This window comes from Trichocoleus sp. FACHB-46 (assembly GCF_014695385.1).
Taxonomy (GTDB): Bacteria; Cyanobacteriota; Cyanobacteriia; order FACHB-46; family FACHB-46; genus Trichocoleus.
Map to the genome: position 1 here is coordinate 1 of NZ_JACJOD010000024.1, position 25,307 is coordinate 25,307.

Annotated in this window: 21 protein-coding genes, 1 tRNA gene and 1 pseudogene; 10 read left to right on the forward strand and 13 right to left on the reverse strand. The window is 50.6% G+C overall.

Features of this window, described 5'->3' with window-relative positions; all coding sequences use genetic code 11:
- Positions 1-144 (forward strand): annotated as a pseudogene (locus tag H6F72_RS13875) (photosystem II protein D2); the annotation flags it as partial.
- Entirely contained in the window at positions 128-1,513 is a 1,386-nt protein-coding gene (gene psbC / locus H6F72_RS13880; RefSeq protein WP_190436428.1) for a photosystem II reaction center protein CP43, read from the forward strand. The pseudogene H6F72_RS13875 and the gene psbC, both read left to right, overlap by 17 nt.
- A gap of 196 nt (positions 1,514-1,709) precedes the next feature.
- On the opposite strand, the gene H6F72_RS13885 is transcribed toward psbC, so the two are convergent.
- A complete protein-coding gene (locus H6F72_RS13885) occupies positions 1,710-2,531 on the reverse strand; it encodes an FkbM family methyltransferase (protein ID WP_190436430.1) in 822 nt (273 codons plus the stop codon).
- A gap of 98 nt (positions 2,532-2,629) precedes the next feature.
- On the opposite strand from H6F72_RS13885, the gene H6F72_RS13890 reads away from it, so the two are divergent.
- Positions 2,630-2,815: a PCP reductase family protein gene (locus H6F72_RS13890; protein ID WP_190436434.1), complete on the forward strand. Its 186-nt coding sequence runs from the start codon at positions 2,630-2,632 to the stop codon at positions 2,813-2,815.
- Positions 2,816-2,839: 24 nt separating this feature from the next.
- Here the strand turns inward: H6F72_RS13890 and H6F72_RS13895 are convergent, their stop codons facing one another.
- Positions 2,840-3,748, reverse strand: coding sequence for an SWIM zinc finger family protein (locus H6F72_RS13895; RefSeq protein WP_242016935.1), 909 nt, complete (start codon positions 3,746-3,748; stop codon positions 2,840-2,842).
- The gene (locus H6F72_RS13900) at positions 3,745-7,152 is read right to left on the reverse strand and encodes a DEAD/DEAH box helicase (protein WP_190436437.1); all 3,408 of its coding nucleotides are present in this window, start codon (positions 7,150-7,152) and stop codon (positions 3,745-3,747) included. The genes H6F72_RS13895 and H6F72_RS13900 overlap by 4 nt, the downstream gene beginning before the upstream one ends.
- Positions 7,153-7,282: 130 nt before the next feature.
- Between H6F72_RS13900 and H6F72_RS13905 the strand changes: the two genes are divergently transcribed.
- The 3 genes from H6F72_RS13905 to tpiA all read left to right on the forward strand — a co-directional run bounded on the left by H6F72_RS13905 (position 7,283) and on the right by tpiA (position 11,274).
- Positions 7,283-7,849 carry a GNAT family N-acetyltransferase gene (locus H6F72_RS13905; protein ID WP_199299092.1) on the forward strand — a complete coding sequence of 189 codons (567 nt, stop codon included), beginning with the start codon at positions 7,283-7,285 and terminating at the stop codon, positions 7,847-7,849.
- 316 nt (positions 7,850-8,165) lie between these two features.
- A complete protein-coding gene (locus H6F72_RS13910) occupies positions 8,166-10,316 on the forward strand; it encodes a polyribonucleotide nucleotidyltransferase (protein WP_190436439.1) in 2,151 nt (716 codons plus the stop codon).
- Between the two features lie 229 nt (positions 10,317-10,545).
- Positions 10,546-11,274: a triose-phosphate isomerase gene (gene tpiA, locus H6F72_RS13915; RefSeq protein ID WP_190436444.1), complete on the forward strand. Its 729-nt coding sequence runs from the start codon at positions 10,546-10,548 to the stop codon at positions 11,272-11,274.
- Positions 11,275-11,328: 54 nt separating this feature from the next.
- Here the strand turns inward: tpiA and H6F72_RS13920 are convergent, their stop codons facing one another.
- On the reverse strand, positions 11,329-13,149 hold the full coding sequence (locus H6F72_RS13920) for a histidine kinase N-terminal 7TM domain-containing protein (RefSeq protein ID WP_190436447.1): 1,821 nt from the start codon (positions 13,147-13,149) through the stop codon (positions 11,329-11,331).
- A 33-nt stretch (positions 13,150-13,182) separates the two neighbouring features.
- A complete protein-coding gene (locus H6F72_RS13925; protein ID WP_190436450.1) occupies positions 13,183-13,554 on the reverse strand; it encodes a response regulator in 372 nt (123 codons plus the stop codon).
- A 190-nt stretch (positions 13,555-13,744) separates the two neighbouring features.
- On the opposite strand from H6F72_RS13925, the gene folP reads away from it, so the two are divergent.
- Positions 13,745-14,602, forward strand: coding sequence for a dihydropteroate synthase (gene folP / locus H6F72_RS13930; RefSeq protein WP_190436454.1), 858 nt, complete (start codon positions 13,745-13,747; stop codon positions 14,600-14,602).
- Between the two features lie 24 nt (positions 14,603-14,626).
- Here folP and H6F72_RS13935 read toward each other — a convergent pair whose 3' ends face one another.
- The 7 genes from H6F72_RS13935 to H6F72_RS13965 form a co-directional block, all read right to left on the reverse strand.
- On the reverse strand, positions 14,627-15,454 hold the full coding sequence (locus H6F72_RS13935) for an SPFH domain-containing protein (RefSeq protein ID WP_190436456.1): 828 nt from the start codon (positions 15,452-15,454) through the stop codon (positions 14,627-14,629).
- Between the two features lie 90 nt (positions 15,455-15,544).
- On the reverse strand, positions 15,545-16,000 hold the full coding sequence (locus H6F72_RS13940) for an NfeD family protein (protein WP_313930245.1): 456 nt from the start codon (positions 15,998-16,000) through the stop codon (positions 15,545-15,547).
- Positions 16,001-16,203: 203 nt separating this feature from the next.
- On the reverse strand, positions 16,204-18,057 hold the full coding sequence (locus H6F72_RS13945; RefSeq protein WP_242016936.1) for an alpha/beta hydrolase: 1,854 nt from the start codon (positions 18,055-18,057) through the stop codon (positions 16,204-16,206).
- 196 nt (positions 18,058-18,253) lie between these two features.
- Positions 18,254-18,970 carry a CAP domain-containing protein gene (locus H6F72_RS13950; protein ID WP_190436459.1) on the reverse strand — a complete coding sequence of 239 codons (717 nt, stop codon included), beginning with the start codon at positions 18,968-18,970 and terminating at the stop codon, positions 18,254-18,256.
- A 137-nt stretch (positions 18,971-19,107) separates the two neighbouring features.
- Entirely contained in the window at positions 19,108-19,506 is a 399-nt protein-coding gene (locus tag H6F72_RS13955) for a secondary thiamine-phosphate synthase enzyme YjbQ (RefSeq protein WP_370527502.1), read from the reverse strand.
- A gap of 52 nt (positions 19,507-19,558) precedes the next feature.
- The gene (locus H6F72_RS13960) at positions 19,559-20,638 is read right to left on the reverse strand and encodes a glycosyl transferase (RefSeq protein WP_190436464.1); all 1,080 of its coding nucleotides are present in this window, start codon (positions 20,636-20,638) and stop codon (positions 19,559-19,561) included.
- Between the two features lie 15 nt (positions 20,639-20,653).
- On the reverse strand, positions 20,654-21,868 hold the full coding sequence (locus tag H6F72_RS13965; protein WP_190436466.1) for an aminotransferase class V-fold PLP-dependent enzyme: 1,215 nt from the start codon (positions 21,866-21,868) through the stop codon (positions 20,654-20,656).
- Positions 21,869-22,064: 196 nt separating this feature from the next.
- On the opposite strand from H6F72_RS13965, the gene H6F72_RS13970 reads away from it, so the two are divergent.
- Together H6F72_RS13970 and H6F72_RS13975 are read left to right on the forward strand one after the other, a co-directional pair.
- Positions 22,065-22,940, forward strand: coding sequence for a hypothetical protein (locus H6F72_RS13970; RefSeq protein WP_190436469.1), 876 nt, complete (start codon positions 22,065-22,067; stop codon positions 22,938-22,940).
- 190 nt (positions 22,941-23,130) lie between these two features.
- The gene (locus H6F72_RS13975) at positions 23,131-24,606 is read left to right on the forward strand and encodes a TM0106 family RecB-like putative nuclease (protein ID WP_190436472.1); all 1,476 of its coding nucleotides are present in this window, start codon (positions 23,131-23,133) and stop codon (positions 24,604-24,606) included.
- Here the strand turns inward: H6F72_RS13975 and H6F72_RS13980 are convergent.
- On the reverse strand, positions 24,592-25,107 hold the full coding sequence (locus tag H6F72_RS13980) for a GNAT family N-acetyltransferase (protein ID WP_190436475.1): 516 nt from the start codon (positions 25,105-25,107) through the stop codon (positions 24,592-24,594). The genes H6F72_RS13975 and H6F72_RS13980 overlap by 15 nt on opposite strands.
- 82 nt (positions 25,108-25,189) lie before the next feature.
- Between H6F72_RS13980 and H6F72_RS13985 the strand changes: the two genes are divergently transcribed.
- Positions 25,190-25,263: transfer RNA gene (locus H6F72_RS13985), tRNA-Asp, on the forward strand.
- Positions 25,264-25,307 lie beyond the last annotated feature (44 nt).

The following is a 25,307-nucleotide window of genomic DNA, read 5'->3' on the forward strand; positions in this document are numbered from 1 at the left end:
GCGGAGGACCCTGAATTTGAGACGTTCTACACGAAGAACATCTTGCTGAACGAGGGCATCCGCGCTTGGATGGCACCTCAAGATCAGCCACACGAAAACTTTGTCTTCCCTGAGGAGGTTCTGCCCCGTGGTAACGCTCTCTAATCCAGTGGTTGCGGGCAGTGGCCGCGACCAAGAGTCATCTGGTTTTGCTTGGTGGGCTGGTAATGCCCGTCTAATTAGTTTGTCTGGTAAGCTGTTGGGCGCTCACGTCGCTCACCAAGGTCTGATTGTTTTCTGGGCTGGAGCGATGACCTTGTTTGAGGTCGCTCACTTTGTGCCCGAAAAGCCGATGTACGAGCAAGGCTTGATCTTGCTACCGCACTTGGCTGCTCAAGGCTGGGGCGTGGGTCCTGGTGGTGAAGTGATCAACACCTTCCCCTACTTTGTAGTGGGTGTACTGCACCTCATTTCTTCTGCGGTACTTGGTTTGGGTGGCATCTACCATGCTGTCCGTGGTCCCGAAACCCTAGAAGAGTACTCCTCCTTCTTTGGCTACGACTGGAAGGACAAGAACAAGATGACCACCATCATCGGCATTCACCTGATCCTGTTGGGAGGTGGTGCTCTGTTGCTGGTGGCTAAGGCGATGTTCTTTGGCGGTCTTTACGACACTTGGGCACCAGGTGGTGGTGATGTGCGGGTTGTTACTAACCCCACCTTGAACCCAGCTACCATCTTTGGCTACCTTTTGAAGTCTCCTTTTGGTGGCGATGGCTGGATTGTCAGCGTTGACAACTTAGAAGACATCGTCGGCGGTCATATTTGGGTCGGCCTGGTTTGCATTTTCGGTGGTATCTTCCACATTCTCACCAAGCCTTTTGCTTGGGCTCGTCGCGCTTTCATCTGGTCAGGTGAGGCTTACCTCTCCTACAGCTTGGGCGCTCTGTCCCTGATGGGATTCATCGCTTCTTGCTTTGTTTGGTACAACAACACTGCTTACCCCAGCGAATTTTTCGGTCCTACGGGTCCTGAAGCGTCTCAAGCGCAAGCGATGACCTTCTTGATTCGTGACCAACGCTTGGGTGCAAACGTCGGTTCTGCTCAAGGTCCTACAGGTCTTGGTAAATACCTGATGCGCTCCCCCACGGGTGAAATCATCTTCGGTGGTGAAACCATGCGCTTCTGGGACTTCCGTGGTCCTTGGTTGGAGCCTCTACGTGGTCCCAACGGTCTAGATCTCAACAAGATCAAGAACGACATTCAACCTTGGCAAGTACGCCGCGCGGCTGAGTACATGACCCATGCTCCTCTAGGTTCTTTGAACTCTGTAGGTGGTGTGGCAACCGAAATTAACTCTGTTAACTTCGTGTCTCCTCGCGCTTGGTTGTCAACTTCTCACTTTGTGCTCGCTTTCTTCTTCCTAGTCGGTCATCTGTGGCATGCGGGTCGTGCACGGGCTGCTGCGGCTGGTTTTGAGCGAGGCATCAACCGTGAAAGTGAGCCTGTACTCTCCATGCCTGACCTCGACTAGTAAATTAAACTTTGGTTTGACGACTAGTTAATCTCTAAAGACTCCTGCTTAAAGCAGGAGTCTTTTTTAAGGTCTTTATTTCAACTGTTTATTGGATACAGTATTTTAGGTCATGCCGATAAAATTCGTTGTCCAAAGGGCATGCTGCGAACGTCACTATAATGCGCAAATCTACTGTTATAAATCCTCATGTAACCTACAAAGTGATTTTGTTAAAGGGATTGTCTTTTGGCCCACTAACTTCGCTCAAAGCTGTCTCAGTTTGAATCTCTGCAGGAATGCACAGCATATTAAGAGAGCCTAGATTTTCAAATATATTTTCCTGATTCTCGTCGAAGTTATTAGGGTTATACAGTGGGCAGAAATGCCACCAAAGACGGTAGTTAAGAGACTGAATGAGACTGATTAAAGCTTCTGAGTGTTCTGGACGGTCATTTTCCACATAAAGAAAAGGCCGTAGACGTTTAATTGTATTTAAAGCTCCACCCAATACCTCCTTCTCCATGCCCTCTACATCTACTTTGATTAAATGGCAGTGCTGTAAGTCCAAACTATCGATAGTTTTAATATCTACTTCCTCTCCATCGTATTGCCTGCCTAGAGATATCCCGCCGAAGTTTTCAGGATCTTCGTAATTAAGAGGGGGTAATTTCGTTGTACCAACTTTCTGTCCTAAGGCTACTTGTTTTGCACTCACGTTAGTTAAATTGTTGAGAGCCAAGTTGGCGCAAAGGGTTTGAAAAACGATACGTTGTGGCTCAAATACAAGAACTAGGCCGTCCCGTCCCACAGTTTTAGCAAACACAACAGTATGAGCGCCTATATTTCCTCCAGCTTCAATGACTAAATTTCCTGGTTTTAAGAGTTGCTGAAAAAGTTCCACTTCAGATTCAGAGTACTCGCCATAAAAAGCAAGTGATCTTCCGATGAAAACGTCATTTCTGTTGTAGAGCATCATGCCGTGACGGCAGAGACGTAAATCATTGAGTTCTGGAAAGTGCTCCATTGTTTTGCTCATAAGTTTATTTTCACAAAAATGAAGAAATAACAAACGAAGCTATAAAAGATTGAGGCCTTGAAATAATTGAATACAAGACAAGCTAAGGAAGCAATTGTATGCGCGAATCTGACCTGACTGACGCTTTGAAATGGACTCCTGAAGCGAAAGTGAAACTACAAAACATTCCCTTTTTCGTGCGATCGCAGGCACGCCAGCGGATTGAGCATTTAGCGCGAGAAGGGGAGATGGATACGGTGACGGCTGAACTCGTCGAGCAAGCTCGCTTAGAGTTTGGTCAATAAACACCAACCCCACAGTGGTTCTAATTAACTGCCTTCCGTGTTCATGGCTGATAACACGGCCTGTTGGCTGGCAGCTATGTAGATGGAGCGCAGGTGATCCATTGCGGCTGAAGTTGGAGGTTGAGCCGTAGCAGCACTGGAGCTAGATTCTGGCTTGATAGAGATAGGGCCGAGCACATCCAGAATTGTTTCTGTGCTAGGAGGAGGCGCAATTACTACCAAAGAGGACTCTAGTTGTTCGTTGTAGTGCCAAAACTGGTCGAGATTGAGAGGGGTAATGAGTTGCGATCGCTCATTCGTTGCTTCTTCTGGTGCTGTTTCTGACGTTCCCTCACTGTTAGCACTCCGCATTTGTCGCAGGGCCGCAATAATTTGCTCTTTGGTGCGACCTCGAAGTTCAAACAGAACAAACGGATCTTCACTAAAGCGATCGCCCAACAGATAATAAACCGCTCCAATGTGCTTGCAAGGGTTTGCAGGGTCGGGACAAGAGCATTTGCTGTGGATATCGAACCGCGTCAACGGAAACAAGCTTAAACCATTGCTAGTAAAGACCTCTTCAATGCTCTGAGGCATTTCTCCCGCTAGTAGTTTGGCTGAAAAAATTGCTCGCTGGGACATGGTCTCAATCACATATCCCCATTGTTCATCGTCGAACGGATCGAGGGAGAGCGAGACTTGGTACGGCTCAGGAGCGGTGCCTTGAACTTGGGCAGACACCTTTGGCCCTTGAAACTCTAGTGCCAAAACATTGCCTTGCCGAGCGTAATTGCGAGCTCGTTCTAACCGTCGCCGCCAGCCAAAGGACTCTAGAACATCTACCCAGCGCTGTGCCCACCACTCGCGACTGGGTTGGAGAGAAACGCCATCGGCGGCAGTGGTAGCTTTGGGCGGTGGGTTGTTTTTAGGGAGATTAGAAGAATAGTGGGTCATTCGGCATCCTCATCAATCACAGCACTGCGATCGAGCAAGAGCAGGTTGCGGAGTTGATCGGTATCAAGCTCGGTTAGCCAATGTTCACCTGCTCCTACTACCTGCTCGGCCAAGGCTTTTTTACTTTCGATTAGTTCATGAATTTTTTCTTCCAGGGTGCCGTTGCAGACAAACTTATGCACCTGGACATTGCGAGTTTGACCGATACGGAATACCCGGTCAGTCGCTTGGTTTTCGACTGCTGGATTCCACCAGCGATCGAAGTGGAAGACATGGTTGGCGCGAGTTAGATTGAGACCTACTCCGCCTGCTTTAAGGGAAAGAATGAAGATTTGAGAGCCTTGTGGATCTTGTTGGAAGCGATCGACCATTTCCTCGCGCTGTTTCTTGGAGGTGCTGCCGTATAGGAATGGAATTTCTTGCTTGAGCTGTTTTTGTAGGTGGTCTTGTAGCAATTTGCCCCATTCAGCAAACTGAGTAAAGATTAGGGCGCGATCGGCTCGGTTGGCACCTACTTCTTCACTCGTCGCTAAAATTTCTTCCAGCATCTCCTCCAAGCGCTGAAGTTTGCCTGAACGAGCTTTAAAGGATGAAGTAGTTGTTTTTTCATCCTTCCTCTTTCCGCCTTCATCCTTCCCCAAATCTGGGTGGTTACAAATTTGCTTTAGTTTCACCAGTAGTGCCAAAATCATGCCTCGCCGTTTAATGCCTTCAGCGCTATCAATTTCGGCCAAGGAAGCATCGACAGCCTGCTGATATAGTTTTGCTTGCTCGGCAGTCAGCCCACAGAAAATAGTCATTTCCTGTTTTTCGGGCAAATCTTGGATAATGCTGCGATCGCTCTTGAGGCGGCGCAAGATAAAGGGTTGCACCAGCGATCGCAGAGTTTTGAGCGAGGCAGTATCACCATAACGCTCGACCGGAATCGCAAACCGTCGTTGAAAGAAGTTCTTTGGCCCCAAGTAGCCAGGATTGAGGAAGTCCAAAATGGACCACAGCTCGGAGAGGCGGTTCTCTACGGGAGTTCCTGTCAAGGCAATGCGAAAGTGGTTCTCTAACTGTCGGACTGCTTGCGATTGCTTAGCGTCTGGGTTTTTAATATTTTGAGCTTCATCTAGCACCACCCCCTGCCAACTCACAGTTTGTAGATCCTTCAGATCTCGCTGAATCAGCGCGTAACTTGTAATGACTAAATGTTGACCTTTAACAGTTTTGGCAAAAGCTTTACCTTTAGGACGCTTGTCACCGTGATGCACCATCACCTTGAGGGTGGGAGCAAATTTCTTTACTTCTCGCTCCCAATTCCCTAATACAGAAGTGGGACAGACCAACAAGGTCGGTTGTTCTAGAGCGTTTTGCTCGTGTAGATGTAACAAGAACGCAATGAACTCCACGGTTTTACCTAAACCCATATCGTCCGCGAGGCAAGCCCCCAAACCCCAGCGCTCCAGAAATGCTAGCCATCCTGCACCACGGGCTTGGTAGGGGCGCAGTTCTCCTTTGAAAGTGGTAGGAGTGGCGATCGCTTCTACAGATTGACTGCCAGAGGTGAGGGCATTGATCAGCTCTTGCAAGGCACCGGAAGCTTCAAAACTCACAACGGGAAGCTTTTCAATCACTTGAGTGTCGCCTGTGCTAATTCGCAAGGCATCCTCTAGAGAAAGAGCCATCTGGTCTTTACGTTCTGCGAAGAAGTTCTGGGCGGCGCGGATATCTTGAGGACGCAGTTCTACCCACTCACCATTGATTTCGACTAAAGGTGTATTGAGTGCCACCAACTGGTCGAACTCTGCTTTGGAAAGCGTTTGACCCCCAATGGACAAACCCCAGCGGAAATTCAGCAGGCTTTGTAGCCCTAAACGGCGATCGCCCGCAATAGAAGTCTCTGCTTGAATTTTCAGTCCGAGACGGTTGGCCCAGCCCTCTTGGTTGGCTAGCCCAGGGGGGAGAATCACGCCAAAGCCGCTGTCTTGCAAGCGCCAAGCTGCTGTTTTAATAAACTCGTACACCTGCAAAGCGGTGAGACGACAAAACTGAGGTCGTTGCTCATGTAAGCTCGGTTCTAGCAACGGGTACAGTCTTGAAGCGAGGCCTAAGCCTGCTAGTAGCGTTTCTTGTGGTCGCTCAATCGTGCGGCCTAAATATACTAACCGCTCCACTGGATTGCTCCAAATGGTGGGGGCACTCAGCAAAAAGTCGGCATCATTAGCTGCCTGCAAGAAATACTCTAGGAGCCATTCCGTTTGACCGCTGACCGGAGGGTGCAAATAGAAGCAAGTCCGAAACCGTCGCTGCTCCACCAAATAATCTTGGAGCGGAGCTGTCCAGGTATTCAAAGCGGCTTCTAAACGCCCTACGGTCGTTGAATCGGTTGCTACTAAACCAGATTCAGTGCTTAATGCTTGAAGCCACAGTTGCAGGGCTGGATCAATTGCCGCGTCTGGTTTACGGCGATCGCCTGAAGCTGGCGTAAAAGTTGGAGGAGTTGCGATCGCTCTAACTTGTGCATCCAGCGTATTGTTTAAGAATTCTCGAATCAAATCTTGCGGAGCTAGGGGTAAGTCTAGGGCTTGAACTTGTGACGCAGCTTGAGATGCAGCTTGATAAGTGCGGCAAGCCGCAGGTAAGCGCTGCCCAAACTTTTCTAATCGAGCTTGGTCAGTGGCGCTGTCTAAAAGCACTTGCCAATGAGCAACTACTGTATTGCCATTGGTTTGCACCATTGGCAGAAACTTCGATCGCGCCAGCAAATCTAGGCTCCAACGAGCCATGTGGGACCAAAACCGCAAATCATCGCCCACAAACGAGTCTTCGGCACCAAAGGAACTCAGCGGCAAAGCCTGCAAAAATTGCATTGCAGCCAAGGGTGGTAGACAAAAGCCTTCGACTCGCCAAGGAGAGAGACAGAGGGCATCGGGTGTGACTTCAGCTTCACTAACTGCCGCAGCCGAATGTTGTGGGATAGCGGCTGTGGCTGTAACCCAAGTGGGCAAAGCCAAAACTTGCGATCGCCAAGTGATCTCGCCATCGGCAGTGGTAGCAGGTTCAACAGCGATCGCAGTACTCGCAGTACGTTTACGAGAGCGTCCCGCCGGAGTTGAGCTTGCGTCTGGAGGTGGCGTAGCGGCATTGGCTGCCGGAGTTGGTAACGTCCACTTGAGCTTGCCCGCTTGTTGCAGCGATCGCAGGAAATCGGCTAACTCACTAGGTGCGATCGCGAAGGGATGCTCAGGAACTTGGTCAGTGGTAATGGCAGTGTCTTCAGCAATCCGTCGCCACGTCTCACCCCAAACAAAAAAACAGCCTGTGAAATTCAGAGGTGAATACTCGCCTAGTCCGGATGCACTCTGATGAGCCATATTTTTGGAAGTTTGCAGTAACCAACTACCGTGTAAAATTGCCATGCGATTTTAAGTTGCCGAATTTTATCAGGATTAAAAGTTGGAGTAAAACCTACCGAAGCTTGCCATCTGCGTAGCCATGACTTTCTCGAACTAAGAATTCTGAGCTGATCAGTCTTTTGTTAATTACTGAATGAATATCCAGTTGCCGCTCTATAAAACGCTACGAAATGGAATGTCAGCCAAGCTCGATCGGATGCAGTTTGCCGATCGCGAGTGGGTTCGGGAACTGCTGAATATTGTCATTATTGAAGGCCAAACCTATCCTCAAATACAACCTTTGAGCGAAAGTGAATTTGCAGCTTATTGGGCGACTCATGATGCCTTTGTCGTGCGGGGGGCGAACGACCTAGAGGGCCAAGACCTAGGAGGCCAAGAATTACCGAACATCCTAGGAGCGTTTTATCTCAAGCCCAACTTTTCGGGACGATGCAGCCATCTCTGCAATGCTGGGTTTATTGTGGAATCGAGTCTGCGGGGCCAAGGAATTGGGCGCTGGATGGGAGAGGCAATGTTAGCGCTCGCCACTGCCCAAGGTTATGAGGCCGTGATATTTAACTTGGTGTTTGCCACCAACACCCCTTCCATAAGCCTATGGCAATCTTTAGGATTCAGCACCATTGGCCGAATTCCTGAAGCCGTACAGTTAGGTGATGGCTCTCAAGTTGATGCCCTCATTCTATATCGGTCTTTACGCTGATTGTGCTTACCAATAACTTGTTGAATTATTGCTCAAGCCGTGAGCATCTCTCGGCTCAGTGTTATGAGCAAGCAATGACAAAATCAGCCATCGAAGACATGGTTTATACCTGCAATTTCTAGCGAACTCTCCACAAAAAATCATTAATTATTGTTGAGTTGAATGACTAAAGATTGAGGGCTAGGCAAGGAATTGCCTTGGCTAATTTATTCAAGCGATCGCCTCCAAAGACTCTCCTGTAAAGGCAGCACAAGGGCATCAGTGCTACGATTGCCACAGAAGAAAAAAATAAGAACAACAAAGGAACGAACGCTACATGGTAGAGATAGACAAGTCAATATCCTTTGATGGACGGGATATTCGACTTAAGGTTGGTTTACTGGCCCCTCAAGCAGGCGGGTCAGTATTAATTCAATCGGGCGATACGGCGGTTCTAGTGACGGCTACAAGAGCCACGGGGCGAGAAGGAATTGATTTCTTGCCATTGCTGGTGGACTACGAAGAAAGACTTTATGCAGCAGGTCGGATTCCAGGCGGATTTCTCCGGCGTGAGGGTCGTCCCCCTGAGAGAGCAACCCTGACCAGCCGTCTAATTGACCGTCCCCTGCGGCCACTATTCCCCGGTTGGTTGCGGGATGACATTCAAGTGGTGGCAACCACCGTGTCAATGGATGAGCGAGTCCCCCCCGATGTGCTAGCGGTGACGGGAGCTTCCATTGCGGTGTTGTTGGCTCAGATTCCCTTTAATGGCCCAATGGCAGCCGTGCGCGTCGGTTTGGTGGGTGATGATTTTATTATTAACCCGACCTACACCGAAATCGAGTCTGGCGATTTGGATTTGATTGTTGCAGGCTCTCCCGATGGCGTGGTCATGGTGGAAGCAGGCGCAAACCAATTGCCTGAGCAAGACATGATCGAGGCGATCGACTTTGGTTATGAAGCCGTCCGCGACCTGATTCAAGCTCAGCGTGATTTGCTAGAGGAGTTGGGCATTGCTCTGGTGCAAGAAACGCCCCCCGAAATCGACTCGACGCTAGAGACGTTCATTCGCGATCGCGCCACGGCTCAGATTAAAGAGATTCTGGCCCGCTTTGAACCAGACAAAAAGGTACGGGATGCCGCTTTAGATCAGGTCAAAGAAGCGATCGCTAGCGAAATTGCGGCTTTGGAAGAAACTGACCCGGTACGAGTCGCCGCAGCCGCAAACTCCAAAGCTCTAGGTAATACCTTCAAAGACATCACCAAAACCCTTATGCGTCGTCAAGTCATTGAAGACGGGGTGCGCGTGGATGGTCGGAAGTTGGATGAAGTACGGCCCATTTCCTGTCGTACCGGGGTACTGCCCTCGCGTGTACATGGCACTGGCCTGTTCAACCGGGGCTTGACTCAGGTGTTGTCGGTTGCCACATTGGGGACTCCTGGCGATGCCCAAGAGCTAGACGACCTGCACCCCGATGAGCAAAAGCGTTACCTGCACCACTACAACTTCCCTCCCTACTCGGTGGGTGAAACTCGGCCCATGCGATCGCCTGGTCGTCGGGAAGTGGGTCACGGTGCCTTAGCAGAACGAGCCTTAGTGCCTGTCTTGCCGACTCAACAAGAATTTCCTTATGTGATTCGGGTTGTGTCTGAGGTGCTATCTTCCAACGGCTCCACCTCAATGGGTTCCGTTTGCGGTTCTACCCTGGCTCTGATGGATGCGGGTGTACCGATTACCAAGCCGGTCAGCGGTGCGGCAATGGGTCTGATTAAGGAAGGGGACGAAGTCAGAATTCTGACCGATATCCAAGGTATCGAAGACTTCCTGGGTGACATGGACTTCAAAGTGGCTGGAACCGATAGCGGCATCACAGCGCTACAGATGGACATGAAGATCACTGGGCTGTCAATGGAAATCATTTCCAAGGCGATCGCCCAAGCCAAGCCTGCCCGGATGCACATCCTGGATAAGATGTTGGCGACGATCGACCAACCGCGTCAGGAACTCTCACCCTACGCGCCCCGCCTGCTGACGATCAAGATCGATCAAGATTTGATCGGCATGATCATTGGCCCAGGTGGTAAGACGATCAAAGGCATTACCGAAGAAACCGGAGCCAAGATCGACATCGAAGATGATGGCACCATCACCATCTCCGCAGTCGATGGCGAAAAGGCGAAGCGAGCCCGCAACATCATCCAAGGCATGACGCGCAAGCTGAATGCGGGAGATGTCTATGCAGGCCGTGTGACTCGGATTATTCCGATTGGGGCGTTTGTGGAGTTCTTACCTGGCAAGGAAGGCATGATCCACATTTCTCAGTTGGCTGAACACCGGGTCGGCAAGGTGGAAGATGAAGTGGCTGTGGGCGATGAAGTGGTAGTGAAGGTCCGGGAGATTGACAACCGGGGCCGCGTCAACCTGACTCGCCTGGGCATTCATCCTGACGAAGCTGCGGCGGCGCGTGAAGCTGTCACTGCGGAATAAGTAACATCCAGTTTTAGTGAGTGAACTGGTATATCGGTTTACTGGCTATAACTTTTAATTCAAGCGATCGCTTTTTTCCTAACTGGAGAAGGGCGATCGCTTTGAGTTTAATTCTGGGCTAATACTTCACCCTAAACAGCAAGTCGAAGAAGAATAGGTAAAACTGCCCCCTCAAAGCCTTAAACTGGAGGTTGCATTTCAAAGTGTTGTGAGTTTGGCTGAAGCACCCGTGCGCAAAATCGTTATTGCTGGCAACTGGAAAATGTACAAAACCCAGGCAGAATCCCTGGAGTTTTTGCAAGGATTTATGTCCGAATTGGATGCAACCCCAGATGAGCGGGAAGTAGTCGTTTGCGCTCCGTTTACAGATTTAGGACTGTTGTCTAAGAGCTTGCATGGTAGCCGAGTTCAGTTAGGCGCTCAGAACGTTCATTGGGAAGACGTGGGTGCCTACACGGGTGAAATTGCTGGTGCCATGTTGGCAGAAATTGGTGTGCGGTTTGTAGTCGTGGGTCACAGCGAGCGCCGACAGTACTTTGGTGAAACCGACGAAACCGTAAACTTGCGCCTGAGAGCGGCTCAACGGCATGGCCTCACCCCCATTTTGTGTGTGGGCGAAACCAAACAACAGCGCGACGCTGGCGAAACAGAAGCCGTAATTTTTAATCAGTTGGCCAAAGACTTAATCGGCGTTGACCAGCAGAATCTAGTGATTGCCTACGAACCTATCTGGGCGATCGGCACTGGTGATACTTGCGATTCAGCAGAAGCCAATCGCGTGATTGGGTTAATTCGTCAGAAGTTAACCAACGCCAATGTCTCAATTCAATATGGTGGGTCTGTCAAGCCAGACAACATCGATGAGATTATGGCTCAACCAGAGATCGATGGTGCTTTAGTCGGTGGGGCTAGTTTAGACCCTAAGAGCTTTGCCCGGATCGTCAACCACCAAGCGTAGAACCTAGCAACTATACCCAAGCAGGGCACCTACAAGAGGTGCCCCTGTTAAAGACTATTCCAAAGGGGCCTCACTGTTGACCTGGGTCGGCAAGCAGATGGTAAACACGGAACCTTGGCCAAACTCACTCGCAACGGTGATGTCACCCCCCATCATTTGACAGAAACGGCGACTCAGCGATAAACCCAAGCCAGTGCCACCATAGCGACGGGTAGTTGAAGCGTCTGCTTGAGTAAAAGGTTGAAAAATTTGTTGCATCTGCTCTGGGGTAATGCCAATCCCCGTATCAGCAACCTCGAAGATAAAACAGTCTAAGCTTGTAGCTGCTCCTATAGCCAGGCTGGTCTGGCTTTTGTAGACCGTCAGGGTGATCAGCCCTTGCTGCGTGAATTTGGTGGCATTGTTTAACAAATTGCAGAGGACTTGACGCACCTTCATCAAGTCAGCCTGCATAGAACCTAAATTAGCCGCCAGGTTGACCTGTAGCTTGTTATCGTTCTCTCTCAGAGACAGGTAAATGGTGGCAACGACCTCTTCTACTAATGTCGCCAGGTCAAAGGTCTCGATATAGAGATCCATTTTGCCTGCTTCAATTTTGGAGAAATTCAGGATATCGCTGATCAGTGCGAGTAGATGATGTCCGGACCTGCCAATCGTCTCCAAACCAGAAGCAAACTCCTCATGGCCCATTTCTTGCAGTTCTTCTTGAATTAGCTCACTGTAGCCAATCACAGCATTGAGCGGAGTCCGTAACTCATGGCTCATGTTGGCTAGGAAGGTATTTTTGGCCCGATTAGCGGCTTCTGCTGCTTCCTTTGCCGCTTGCAATTTAACCTCCGCTTGCTTCCGCTCAGTCACATCTCGCCAAACGATTAAGCGACCTGTTAAGCGACGGTAGGAGTCAGCCAAGGGAGAAATGCGTAGATCAAAGCAGCGTTCATCCTCGCCAGTGCCAAAGCTGATTTCGGTATGTGCTTCTAAAAGGTTGCCATACTCCTGTAGTAAATGCGGCCACTGGGCCAGCACACGCATGGCAGGTTGTCCGATCGCGGCGGCATTCCACCCAATCATTTGTTGGGCCGCAGGATTGAGGTCTACAATCCGATTTTGGAGGTCTAAAACCATCACGCCATCGCTCATGCTTTCAATGACGGCATCTCTAGCCACAGGCACAATGTCGAGCAGACGAAAGCGGAACAATCCCCAAGCTGTCGCGGCTCCTGTGACTGTGAAAGCAAATGGGGTGAGGTCTAAGTGAGGAAAGGGATTTAAGCGTAAGAGGTAGAGGGCATTAGCGAGCCAAGGCGCGATCGCCCCAATCAATAAAGCCCAAGCTTGCCCCCGATAGAGCTGAGGAGAACGCAGCAACGCTTGCACGACTAGAACTGTGCCCAACCCAGTTATGAGGTAGGAGTAAGCGGCATGAATCCAGAACCCAATGCCGTGGGTCACGCTCAGGAGGGTGTAGGAGCTAATTTGCCCAAGTTCCGTCTGGGACCAAATTAGCCGATGCCACTCGTTCGTCCACACCAGAAAAGACATGACCAGCGGTTCAATGGTCAGCAGGAGCAAGTTTCTCCGAGTCATCCACTTGGTTCGCCCTGTGTACTGGAGGGCAAAGAGTAACCAAGCCGCTGGCACCACCACAATTCCGAAGTACTGAACTTTCCCTGCTAAAACTTTGCTAGCGAGGTCGCTGCTGCTCAGTTCCCAGATATATCCGAGCAACCATTCTGAAACACCCAACATGAACAGGGCAAAGGTGTTAGCAATACTCGCAGAGCGACGCCGCCATGCCAGGTACACGAGGGTAATGGAGACCCCAGCGGCAATGAGGAGCGGAATAGCATAAGGAGTAGACTGCCAGCGCAGCATCCTAGAAAATCCCCACGTTAATAAAGGGGCAGCCTAAAGAGGCTTGTTCAGAAAAAAGTGCATTTTTTCTAGTAACTGATTGAAGTTGACTGGCTTCGTTTCGTATTCATCGCACCCTGCGGCTAGACATCTTTCGCGATCGCCTGCCAGGGCATGGGCGGTCAGCGCGATGATGGGAATGGTGTGGGTGGTAGGAGCAGCCTTGATCTGTTGAGTTGCTTGCCAACCGTCCAGAACGGGTAGGCTCATGTCCATTAGAATCAAGTCGGGTGTCTCTGCTTGGGCGATCGCGATTGCTTGAACCCCATCGGCGGCATGTACAACTTGGTAGCCGCGCTTTTGAAGCCGTCGTAACATCATAAAAGAATTCACCTCGTTGTCTTCAACGAGTAAAATTTTGGTCATATTTTTTTGCTAGCCTACTGGCTCAAAAACGGCTAAATAACGGCTAAATATTATTGCTGTATAACTAAGCGTCTCTATATCTAGTTGTATAGCAAGATGCTGAAATGACCACCGAGTTCCTACGTGGGTTGACTTCACCTTCAGAATAGTCTATTCGGTATCTTTCGCTACTGTATATCTAGTGACTTCAATGCTAATGCGTGCTACCTGGACAATTAGAAATAATCGCTTCGATTGGGGAGCACGTACTTACTTAATGGGAGTTCTGAATGTTACGCCAGACAGCTTTAGTGATGGTGGACAATTTGACTCCTTGGCGACAGCCTTAGAGCAGGCCAAACATTTAGTTGCGGCTGGTGCAGACATTCTAGATATTGGGGGGCAGTCTACCCGACCCCAAGCCACTGAGATAGATGTAGAAACAGAACTGGCGCGGGTAATTCCGGTGATAAAAGCGGTGCGATCGCAACTGGATGTGCCAATTTCGGTGGATACAACCAGAGCGGTTGTCGCTAAAGCGGCGGTAGAGGCTGGAGCTGACATCATCAACGATATTTCGGGTGCAACCTTTGATCCAGAGATGCTATCTACTGTGGCTGCCCTACAAGTCCCTCTGATCTTGATGCATATCCGAGGCACCCCTCAGACAATGCAACAGTTGACTGATTACCAAGACTTAGTCGGCGAGATTCAAGCCTTTTTGCAAGCTCGCATAGAGGCGGCGATCGCGGCGGGAATTAACCCTGTTCACCTAATGATTGATCCAGGGATTGGCTTTGCCAAAACTTACTCGCAAAACTTAGAACTGCTGCGCCGCATCTCAGAGTTTCGAGCGTTAGGTTGCCCGATCTTGGTGGGCCCATCTCGCAAAAGTTTTATTGGTCATATTTTGAATCAGCCGGACCCGCAGCAACGAGCCTGGGGAACAGCGGCTGCTTGTTGTGCCGCGATCGCTGGCGGCGCTGATTTACTACGACTGCATGATGTCCAGGAAATGCGAGATGTTTGCCTTGTAGCAGATGCAATTTGGCGGCAAGAACTGGCTTAACTTACAGGGAAAACCTGCCTGAGTTCAGGATGAAGCACCATTACCAGGACCGCCACCGAGTCCCGGATCAAAACCATCGGGCGTGGTTGGTGTTTCCATCAAGTTCTCCAAAGCTTCGCTCAAAGCCTTCGGGTCCATGAAAATGACTTTGGAGTTAGGACTTTCACTAATTTTTTCATTGGCTTCTACATACCGCTGAGCAATTAGGTACTTCAGCACCTCACTCGTATTGGGTTGAGCTTGCAGCGCTTTCGCAATTAACCGCATCGATTCAACCGTGCCCTCTGCCTCAGAAATGGAAGCCCGCTTGCGAATTTCCGCCGCTCGTTGCTGCGCCATCGATTCTAGGAGGGAGGGAGGCGGTGAAATGTTCTGCACCTCAACCCGCGTTACTTTCACGCCCCAAGCTGCGGTCGCTTCATCGAGCTGATGCAGTAGGGTTTGGTTAATTTCGGAGCGAGATGAATAGGTGTCTTCTACTTTCATTTGGCCCAAAGCCGATCGCAGAGTTGTTAGCACCAGGTTTTTAATCCCCAACTCCACATCTTCTACCGAGTAGAATGCTCGCTCTAGCTCTAGAATCCGCCAATAAACCACTGCATCCGCTTTCAAAGCCACGTTGTCTTTGGTAATGGCTTCTTGGGGTTCTACGTCCAACACCTGCTCCCGTACCGTGTCTTCCAGCACGATGGAGTCTACGAAGGGCACAATAAAGTTCAAACCGGGAGTAAGTTTGCGGTGATAGCGGCCTAGACGTTCTACTAGCGCCTCGTTGCCTTGGTTGATGATTTTTACAGAGCCAACGGTATAACCGACAATGACTAAAGCTAAGGCGGCAAGAATAGACTCCATAAGTCAATCAACTCCCGATGAGTGGGTTGGGCAGAAACGCAGAGCCAAAATTACTCAGACTACGACTTTTCAGTTTAGTGGTTAGTTTAGTCAGCTTGAGGGGAGTCTGTCTGAAATGTTAAGGTCCGGGTAGTTGGCAGGGATAACCAGGAGGGTGTTGCGTTGCCGCCCCACTACATAAACTCGCTGCTGGATTGCGATCGCCACATCTGGCAACTGACAGCAAGCCTGCCAAAGCGTCCCTTCATAGATGACAAGCCCCATTCCACCTGCCGGAATGGCAGTTCTGACCCAAGCTTCGGTATCGTGCTTGAGAGTTTTAGCTTCTTTCGGCATCAGCGATCGCATGAAACTCGCTAGGGTGAAGGACAGCACCCCCCATAAAATCATTTGGGCGAGGGGAGAAGGAACGCCAATGGTGGCGATCGCGGTAATGATGGCGGCGATGCCTAAAGCTGGGATGCTCGGTTCAGGAATCAGCGTCCCTAAGGCTAGGCAGAGCATGCCGCCAATCAGCCACAGACTATGAGCAGGTAGAGTTACCACCAGAGGTGACCAGTGAAGAGGGGATTCGGATACCAGCATTTGCAAGGGAGCTAGGCTACGTCATGCAGCGTCAATCGTGCAGCCCCAAGCTGGTTGGCAAGATAGTTCAGTTGCTAGATCCTACTCCCAGTGTACAAACTGGTGACTCGTTCTGTTGGAATGTAACCAATTGAGCTTTTGCCATCCCAATCAGCTAGAAACGATCAGTTAGAACCTGGACGACGCGAACCGAGTTGCCACGCAGAGCTGCCAAATGAGGCACTAACGGTGTAAAGCACTGAGTTACAAGCCACGAAATAATAGGCCAACGCCGAAACCTGCTGATTTACTTGAGTATTCAGTTGATGGGGTGGCAGGGCTGCTACTTTCATCCAAGGCGCTAAGCTGGCTGGCAATTTTGTGTTCAGGCGTAGCGGAATTTGGGTTGTAGAGAGTGATTGGGCGTAGCCAGAAGTTAAAAACGGTTGGTATTGCTTGGCCTCTGGAGTCAGTTGCTTGATAAAAGCCAAACTCACTCCTTGCAGCAATTGGCGAAGATTTGCAGTTTCTTTGCCTTGCCGTTCTCGCACTAAAGCACTTTGGGTAATCAAGTCACTAAAATTCGCTGGATCACCCACACTCAGATGAGTTCCTCCGATCGCGGTGACTAAATATTTAGGATTAGGCAGTTGGGCGAAAGGTTGTAACTGGTGGGTTAGGGTCGGGGTCAGGCTGTCTTCTGTACCCGTCAAAATCAAAGTTGGCGTCGCGACTCGCTTCAACCCTTCTGGCCCAAACAAGCGACCAATGACGGGATTGAGGGCGATCGCCTGCACCACTCTTGGATCGCGCAAGCTCACCCGACGTTCTGGTAGATCAATAGCGGTACATTGCAACCAGTCGGCGGGAGATAAACCGAGGGGGATGTGCTCTTGGCAAAACTGGCGCAACCCGACCACATTCAGTTCCGCTCCTGCCAAAGCCAGGGCTGTGTACCCTCCTAACGAGTGCCCCATGACGCTAGCTTGGTTTGTATTCAGCTTCCCCCGCAAGGCACCAGGCTTCTGATTCAGTTGTGCCAACTGATCTAGCAAAAAGCTGACATCTCTGGGGCGCTCAACAAACTCGGCGGCTGAGAGTAAAGTATCGCGAGCCTGACCTGGTGAAGGACTGGCTAACCAGGCCATGTTACTGCCAGGATGCTCGATCGCGGCTACCGTCAGCCCATAGGAAGCTAAATGACGTGCCAAATAAGCCAGGAAAGTCCGATTCGCGCCAAAGCCGTGAGAAAGCACAACCAAAGGACCACTAGGGCGATCGCTCCAGTAAAGATCCACAGGAAGAGTACGCTGGCGTTGGCGATCGCGCAGCACCAGAGTCTTTTGCTCTACGACTTGAGGTCCAGGCACCGTAGGGTCAAAGGCGGCAGTAAAAGCAGAGTCTACTTTCAACTCGCGCTCTAAAATGGGGCTGAGAGCTTGGCTTTCCCAGTAGGAAAAGTTGAGTTGAGAAGCGAGCGCTGCGATCGAAGTAACATCTACGGTCACAGTTTCTTGAGGAAATGCTCTCAAGATCGCCAGGACACTCAAGCCATCGACCTGACGGGCTGCCAGCGTAATCGCGGCTTGCAGTTGTTCTACATTACTACCCGGAATCGCCACGCCCAAGGCAGCTAGCATTCTTTGGCCAGCGGGGGAGCGCAACAGCTCATTCACGACTTGATCGCCAATATTCGGGTCAAGTTCTAGGCGATCGGCCAGAGCTTTGCGGATATCAGGGGTCAAGACTAGCGCATAAGGTTTGAGTGCGGGAGACAGTTTTCCCGTCTTGGCAAATTCTTCTAAATCCGCGATCGCGATCGTCTGCTGAAAGGGGCCGAGGCGCAATGTGAGCCGTTCTGCCGCATGACTAGGGCTGGCAATACTGCAACTAAGCGCGACAGCAGCACTGCATAAGAGCCCTTGCATCCACCTTTGATAACGTTGTGGTAAGGCTGAAGGGATGGCTGGGGAGGAGGCGACTCGCGGCTGAGGCCAGAAAAACTGCGGCATGTTCTCGAATGGCGACAAGTTCAACATCAATGAACTGCTAGAACTGCTTTGGCAAATGACTCTAGGCTATACAAAAGCCTAAGTTGGCCAAAACACCTAGCAAGACAATTTGGTAGAAGGAATCTGTTGCGGGTTGTTCCCACCTGCTTTAAAGGTAGTAGAAAGTTGAAGCGTTTGATGTATTCCTGATGCCGAGCTGACTGAAAGATTGCTGAGAAATTGGTTAGGGAGTCGGAGCGGGTACCGCAAATTCTTGAGCTGCAAATTTGCGCCCGGATAAGGGGTCAATCACAATGCCGTAGCCAAACTTGACGTACTCTGGCTTCAAAATATTGTCTCGATGACCGTTGCTATACATCCAGCCCTTCTGAAACATTTCAATATCTCGGTAAGTGAGTCCGACGCTGGAGTCTTGGACATAAATAATGTTCTCTCCTACGCCCACTCTCGGAGCCCCACCGATCGCGTGAAACCGCTCGGTGGGCGTGCGGCCCTCAAGCGAGTTGTGAGCAAAATAGTGCCGATTCATCATGTCTTGGGCATGGAGTTGCGCGGCTTGGGAGAGGAGCGGATCTTCTACCAAAGTAGGCAAGCCGTTGAGTTGGCGATCGCGGTTCATCACCTCCAGGCCAAGCTTCTGTAGCTCTGGCAAAGAGCGGGGTGCGGAAGCAGTCCAAAGAGTCGCGATCGGCAGACCAATCTTCCAATTGCTGCCACCAGGACCGTTATAGAGACCGAGATGGAAAACTTTTTCCGGTGATAGCTCCGCCCAAAAATAGTGAGCATCTAACGGATGGCCGCGTTGGGCCTGCTTGATGTAATGAAAAACGGGTGGAATCGTCCATAGGACTGCAAACAAGGCAGCGTAGCTTAACCAAACCTGTTTAGGGCAAGTCTTGCGCCAACTCGATCGCGAACTGCGGGAAGACAAACTTGACATACTGCGATCGCCCTATCGGATGCTCCATTTTCCGGATTCATCCTATAAAAAGGCAGCTAGCAGAGATACCGTGAAAGCACCGTTGCGATCGCTTCTCAGAAATTTTGTGCCCGTAAAAGTGCGACATTGAGCGGGTTTCAATCTCCAGTGATATGTACCACTAGCTCGCGGGTGTGACTGCGTTGGCGATGTTCCCACACATAAATGCCTTGCCAGGTGCCTAGGACTAAGCGTCCTTGAGAAATGGGGATTTGCTCGGAGCTGTGAGTTAAGGCCGTTCGAATGTGAGCAGGCATATCGTCTGGGCCTTCAGCGCTGTGGATATAGCGTTGGCTATCTTCGGGGACAAGCTTGGCAAAAAAGTTTTCTAAATCGCGTAACACGTCTGGGTCAGCGTTTTCTTGAATCAGTAAGCTCGCCGAAGTATGCCGCAAAAATAAGGTACAGAGTCCCGTCTCAATCCCCGACTCTGCCACGATCGCCTGAATTTTGGAGGTGATTTTAGCTAGCGACTTACCCGCAGTTGAGATGGTCACGAAACGTTGGTAATGGCGCATGAATTTTGAATAGCTGGTTAATTGAATGAATTTACTGGGCAAAGTATTGAATCACCGCTTCAGCGATCGCCTGGTTGCCATCGGTTCTGACCGCTTCAGATTGCCGTGGCGCTTGGGGTAATTGGCGTAAAAACTCCCAGTCGCCGTGGAAAAATTCATCTGGTTGCAGAATTTGATGCTGAGCATGATCCTGAATGCCTGCTAACAAGACAGGCGATTCGGCAAAGTCATCGCGCGTGATGGTAATAATCAGTAAGTTTTGGCGGCAGGCTTCGGCAAAGGTGCTGTATCCCGGTTTGGAGACTAAACGGCCACACAGCGGCATAAAGTCAACCGGACGGTATTGGTGATCGGTGACTTGGCGTATGTTGAGCCAATCTGGAGCTTGGCGATCGAAGGTGATGAATTGCCAATCAGGGAAGCGCTGCAAATTCTGATAGGGAATTTGATCCAGACCCAAACCGCCGAAGGTGAGTAAAACGGTTCGCTCTGGCGGGGCAGTGAGATTAAACGTGGAGCGGAGCTGATCTAAATCAAAGCGAGGCGAGCCTCCGGTTAAACCCACATCTGTAATGGTGGGAAAGGCGCTCATCGATTCGTGGAAAGGTAGGCGAAACAGGCGATCGCACTGTTGGAAACAACCCCGAATCCAATCGGCAATTTCTACAAACTCACCGCCCCAAGCTTGATAGATAAAGTCCCAACCAAAGTTGCTCATCATCCAGCAAGGTACGCCTGCGGCTTTGGCAATTTTGGCAGCTAGAGGTGGAATATCTGCCAACACCAGCCCCACACGATTTTGCTGAATAAAGTTCACTTCTGAGGCGATCAGCGATCGCTCTTGGGCCCGGATATGCCGCAGTTTTTCCAGCGTGGCGGCTTTGTCCATCGTGATGCTGTCGCTTTGGATAATCCCGACATCTAAGCCACGGGGACGGTGAATAAAATCGCCAGTCACATACGACTCCAGTAACCACCGGGGGGCCGTTGTCACCATTGCCACCAAAATCTCTGGGCAGAGGCGTTGAATTTCTGCCACTACCGAAGCAGCACGAGTGGCATGACCAAAACCGTGATTGGTGATTGCCACATATAAAACGGGTCGCGACATGCCTAAGCTCTCCTCCTACCCCACCGTTTGACAAAACTGCTGCACGCCCACCACCAAGCGATCGATCTCCGATTCTAAAGTCAGGTAATGCACACAAGCACGGACACAATCAGGATTCAAAATGGTACGAACCATTAAACCTTGGCTCTCTAAAAACTGGGCCAGTTGGCGGTGCGATCGCCCAGAAGCTTGATCTACCAGCTGAAACGAAACCAAACCTGCCTCCGGTGGTGCAGTCCGCAAGCAATGCACAGAAGATAATTCCTTCAGTTGCTGCCACAGATAAGCACTCAGAGTTTGAATCCGCTGATAACGAGCTTCCACTGAACCCCATTCGCTCTGAGTCGCGATCGCAACTCTCAACGCAGGATACAAGGCATAGTCGGAAGTGGCTACCTCAAACCGTTTGCCGCCTCGTTCCCAGCCCACGGGTTGGCCGTTAGCATCCGTGGTGATGCCTCGCCAGCCAATGAAGGTTGGTTGCAACGTTTCTAGAGCGTCTGGGCGAATGTATAATCCACCGACTCCAGCAGGTCCACACCACCACTTATGGCCTGTAAACGCATAAAAATCGACCGCTAGTGCTGCCAGGTCGAGCGGTAACACCCCGACCGATTGCGCTGCATCCACTAAAACCCGTACTGGATGTTGTTGAGTTGGGTAGGCGTGGCAAGCCGCCACAATTTCTCCTAGGGGAAGCAACTGGCCCGTGTTCCACAGAATATGGCTGAGAACAACCAGGCGAGTATTAGCTGTTAAATGTTGCGCGATCGCCGCTACTGGATCACCTGCATTCAGCGTTGCCATCAGCGAGCAAACGTCTACCGCTACGCCAAACCGACGCTGAATTTCTTGAACCACAGCAATGATGCTTTGATGCTCACAGTTAGTCATCAAAATGCGATCGCCAGGTTGCCAATTGATACCCCAGAGTGCAATATTGCAGCCCGTCGAGACGCTATCGGTCAAGGTGATGGTTTCAGCCGTTACGCCCAGCTCTGCGGCGATCGTTTGGCGAGTTTGCTGAGATTCCTGATTAATCCAGACATTGCTGCTATTAGAAAATGGGCCAGCTTGTTGCATATGCAAGTGCGCTTGCTGCATCGCTGCTAAAGCCGCTTGGGGCATTGGGCCTTGACCACCGTAGTTGAAATAAGCTTTATTCGCTAAGGCAGGAAACTGGTGGCGATGACGCTCTAGAAGGTGATGAACCGGAAGCGTGCTGGTCATAGCTGCTCAAATCAGTGGGCAAGCCCTAGCATTTTAGCAATTTAAGTTATCACGACATGAGCGTAGCCTTAGAATTTCCAATGATTTAGCAATTTGACTAGAGAAATCAATCCTGGGATACATCCCCAATTAGATAGATTCTTATAAATTGTTTAAGGAAAAATATTTAATGTTCGTGTGAGGAACTAGAGTCCCTATGGCAAACTGGCAACTACGTAGCTCCCTGCTGAAATCTGCTCTGATTGTTGGACTAGCGACTGTAATGGGTGCTAGTGGCAGCATCGGCATGGCTTTGGTCGGGGAGCAGAGCGCGATCGCTCAAGAGCAAGCTCCCGCCGAGGAGACCCCAGCTGAAGAGACTCCCGCCGAAGAAGCTCCCGCCGAGGAAACCCCAGCTGAAGAGACTCCCGCTGAAGAAGCTCCCGCCGAGGAAACCCCAGCTGAAGAGACTCCCGCTGAAGAAGCTCCCGCCGAAGAGACCCCCGCCGAGGAAACCCCCGCCGAGGAGACTCCTGCTGAAGAAGCTCCCGCTGAAGAGACCCCTGCCGAGGAAACCCCCGCTCCTGCCGAGCAAGCTTCTGACCAACGAGTTCTTCCCATCGTGCTTGTCTCTACTGCTGGAGAAACGGCTAGCACCAGAGTCATTCCTGGCTACCAGCCTCGCTTTAGCAAGATTTTAGGCAGTGGTGCCCTACTGGTGAACGACGAAGATCAAGTCACAGGCTACTACTTCGCGACCACAGGTTTAGAGCCTAGCCAGACTCTGCCTTATCACTTTCATGGCGCTCTGACTGGTACTAACCCCACCAGTTGCGAAGGCGATAAAGCTCTATTAGATTCCGAAGTCGGTGGCGGCGTTATTACAGATTTGGCTGCGATCGCACCACTGCAATCTAGTGTTGGTGGCTTTGGTCGGGTTGGTTCACCCTTCAGCCCTGTTCAGCTATCTGCCCCGGTTGCTTTGGCAGACATTGGCTACCTAAACATTCACTCGACCCAAGGCACTCCTGTTGGCCCTGGCATCGTTTGTGCCAACGTGCGTCTAGATCCCGCTGGCTTCGTGCGTAAGTAAGCGTTCTGGTAGGGCCAAAGTTTGGAATGATTTGAGTGGTATGGACTACTCAAATCATTCTCATATACAACCACCAGAGGCCCTTTGGCGTTGCTAATCCTGAGATGAATCTGGGTTCTTCGACAAAGTAGGCTGATTTAGCAGTCTCTAAATACCACAACTAAGCAAATTTCCTGCTAGCGTTGAAGGCATGTTCCTGACTACTGAACTCCTACTACAGTATCAACGCTGTAGTCGAAGAGCCTTCCTAGATATCTATGGAGATCTCACTCAACGAGATCCTCCGAGCGATTACTTGCTCAAGTTAATCCAGGACAGCGCGGCTCATCGACGAACTGTGTTGACAGAGTATGCTTGGCAGCAACCCACCTGGCCGCCGAGAGATTGGATTGCCGGGGGCCAAGCCACCCTGGAAATGATGCGGCAGGGAGTAGAGTGCATTTACCAAGGGATTCTCCTAAGGGAGACACCAGAAGGAGTGACCTTGGTGAGTCAGCCCGATCTCCTGATCAAGCAACCTGGTCAGTCTTACTTTGGCGATTGGATTTACGTCCCAACTGAAATTAGGTTAGGCAAGCGCCCTAAGCTGGAGTACCAAATTCTGGCTACGTTTCATACCTATGTTTTGGCTGCGGTGCAAGGCGCTTGGCCTGAGACAAGTTGGCTGATTCTGCGAGAAAAAGGAGCTTACGAAGTCGATTTGTGGACTTTGTTGCCCCAGATGCAAACGATTTTGCAAGAGTGTTTGCAAACTCTGCTTGCCCCAGAAGCCCCCGAAGTTTTCATTGCTCGTAACCGCTGTAACCTGTGTGGTTGGCTGAACTACTGTTCGGGAGTAGCGCAAGCGCAACGGCATCTATCGCTGCTGCCTGGAGTCACTGCTAGCCGCTACACTCAGTTGCAAGCCCTTGATCTAGTTACAGTCGAATCTTTAGCCAGTTCTACACCAACCAGGCTGGAGACTTTACCTGGCTTTGGCCCAGAAGTAGCTCAAAGGCTAGTTTGGCAAGCGCAAGCTGTGTTAGAGAACCGAGCGATCGCCTACCCAGACAAGTCACCTTCTGGCAAGCCTTTGAACTTGTCCCAAGAACTGCCGACTGCCCCAGTGGAACTTTATTTTGACATTGAGGCCGAACCAGACCTGAATGTGGCTTTTCTACATGGAGTATTGGTCGTCGATCGCCGAACTCAGCAAGAAACATTCCACCCTTTGTTGGCAGAGCGGCCAGAAGACGAGGTTTTGGTTTGGCAGCAGTTTTTGGAATTAGTCAACGACTATCCAGATGCTCCGATTTTTCATTTCTGCCCATACGAGCCTCAAACCGTAGCGCGCTTGGCGAAGCTGTACGACACACCATCTCCTTGGGTACGACCACTGCTCAGCCGCTTCGTTGATTTGCATGAGCGGGTAACTCGTACTGTAATTTTGCCCGTTGAAAGCTATGCCCTCAAACCGATTGCTCGTTGGGTGGGGTTTGACTGGCGCGATGCCAAAGCGAATGGAGCCCAGGCAATTTGCTGGTATAGCCAGTGGCTAGAAACAGGCGATCGCGCTTACCTAGATGCGATCGTGCAGTACAACGAAGATGATTGTCGAGCCACTTACCAGATCAAAGAGTGGCTGGTAGGTTTCTTGCAGGAATCACTTTGCTCAGAGTTGGTCTAGGGGTTCTGCGCCAGAAATTTTGCGTCCCAGAATCACTAAATCTCGCTCTACTCCATCGAGACTAGCGACTTGCGGGAGATAGCCCCACTGCTGGAAGCCAAATTTCTCAAACAACCGCAAACTCGGTTGGTTATGAGCAAAGATGAAGCCGAGCAAGTTTTTTAAGCCTAGCTGCGGGCTGCGCTGAATTGCTTGCTGCAAAAGAACTTGCCCAATTCCTCGACGCTGATAAGGTGCAGCTACGTAAACACTCACTTCGGCGGTGGCTTGGTAGGCGGGTCTGCCATAAAAAGATTGAAAGCTGAGCCAACCCACCACAGTCTGCTCCTGTTCCATTACCCATAAAGGCCGAGATTGATAGTTGCGATCGCGTAACCAAGCCAAACGGCTCTCTACGGTGACAGGTTGAGTATCCGCTGTGACCCTGCGGCTAGGAATGGTGGCATTGTAAATTTCTACGATCGCGGGTAGGTCAGCCTCCACCGCATCCCGAATTGGCATTTAAAAAATCCCTCAAGAAAAATTTGAGAAAACGTTTGACAAACCCGTGAAACATCAGCATAATAGAAATCGCGACTTGCAAGGGACTGTAGTTCAATTGGTTAGAGCACCGCCCTGTCACGGCGGAAGTTGCGGGTTCGAGCCCCGTCAGTCCCGTAAAATAAGTAATGAAGGATGAGGGATGAAGGATGAATTAGAAT

Coding starts and splice junctions, on each gene's coding strand:
- H6F72_RS13920 (WP_190436447.1), bottom strand. CDS start 13,149: ATGCTGCGCTGGCAGTCTACTCCTTATGCTATTCCGCTCCTCATTGCC.
- H6F72_RS13900 (WP_190436437.1), bottom strand. CDS start 7,152: ATGGCAATTTTACACGGTAGTTGGTTACTGCAAACTTCCAAAAATATG.
- H6F72_RS13960 (WP_190436464.1), bottom strand. CDS start 20,638: ATGTCGCGACCCGTTTTATATGTGGCAATCACCAATCACGGTTTTGGT.
- H6F72_RS13905 (WP_199299092.1), top strand. CDS start 7,283: ATGAATATCCAGTTGCCGCTCTATAAAACGCTACGAAATGGAATGTCA.
- H6F72_RS13890 (WP_190436434.1), top strand. CDS start 2,630: ATGCGCGAATCTGACCTGACTGACGCTTTGAAATGGACTCCTGAAGCG.
- H6F72_RS13970 (WP_190436469.1), top strand. CDS start 22,065: ATGGCAAACTGGCAACTACGTAGCTCCCTGCTGAAATCTGCTCTGATT.
- H6F72_RS13885 (WP_190436430.1), bottom strand. CDS start 2,531: ATGAGCAAAACAATGGAGCACTTTCCAGAACTCAATGATTTACGTCTC.
- H6F72_RS13935 (WP_190436456.1), bottom strand. CDS start 15,454: ATGGAGTCTATTCTTGCCGCCTTAGCTTTAGTCATTGTCGGTTATACC.
- H6F72_RS13980 (WP_190436475.1), bottom strand. CDS start 25,107: ATGCCAATTCGGGATGCGGTGGAGGCTGACCTACCCGCGATCGTAGAA.
- H6F72_RS13925 (WP_190436450.1), bottom strand. CDS start 13,554: ATGACCAAAATTTTACTCGTTGAAGACAACGAGGTGAATTCTTTTATG.
- H6F72_RS13965 (WP_190436466.1), bottom strand. CDS start 21,868: ATGACCAGCACGCTTCCGGTTCATCACCTTCTAGAGCGTCATCGCCAC.
- H6F72_RS13910 (WP_190436439.1), top strand. CDS start 8,166: ATGGTAGAGATAGACAAGTCAATATCCTTTGATGGACGGGATATTCGA.
- H6F72_RS13950 (WP_190436459.1), bottom strand. CDS start 18,970: ATGTCAAGTTTGTCTTCCCGCAGTTCGCGATCGAGTTGGCGCAAGACT.
- H6F72_RS13945 (WP_242016936.1), bottom strand. CDS start 18,057: ATGTTGAACTTGTCGCCATTCGAGAACATGCCGCAGTTTTTCTGGCCT.
- H6F72_RS13975 (WP_190436472.1), top strand. CDS start 23,131: ATGTTCCTGACTACTGAACTCCTACTACAGTATCAACGCTGTAGTCGA.
- H6F72_RS13895 (WP_242016935.1), bottom strand. CDS start 3,748: ATGACCCACTATTCTTCTAATCTCCCTAAAAACAACCCACCGCCCAAA.
- folP (WP_190436454.1), top strand. CDS start 13,745: ATGCTAATGCGTGCTACCTGGACAATTAGAAATAATCGCTTCGATTGG.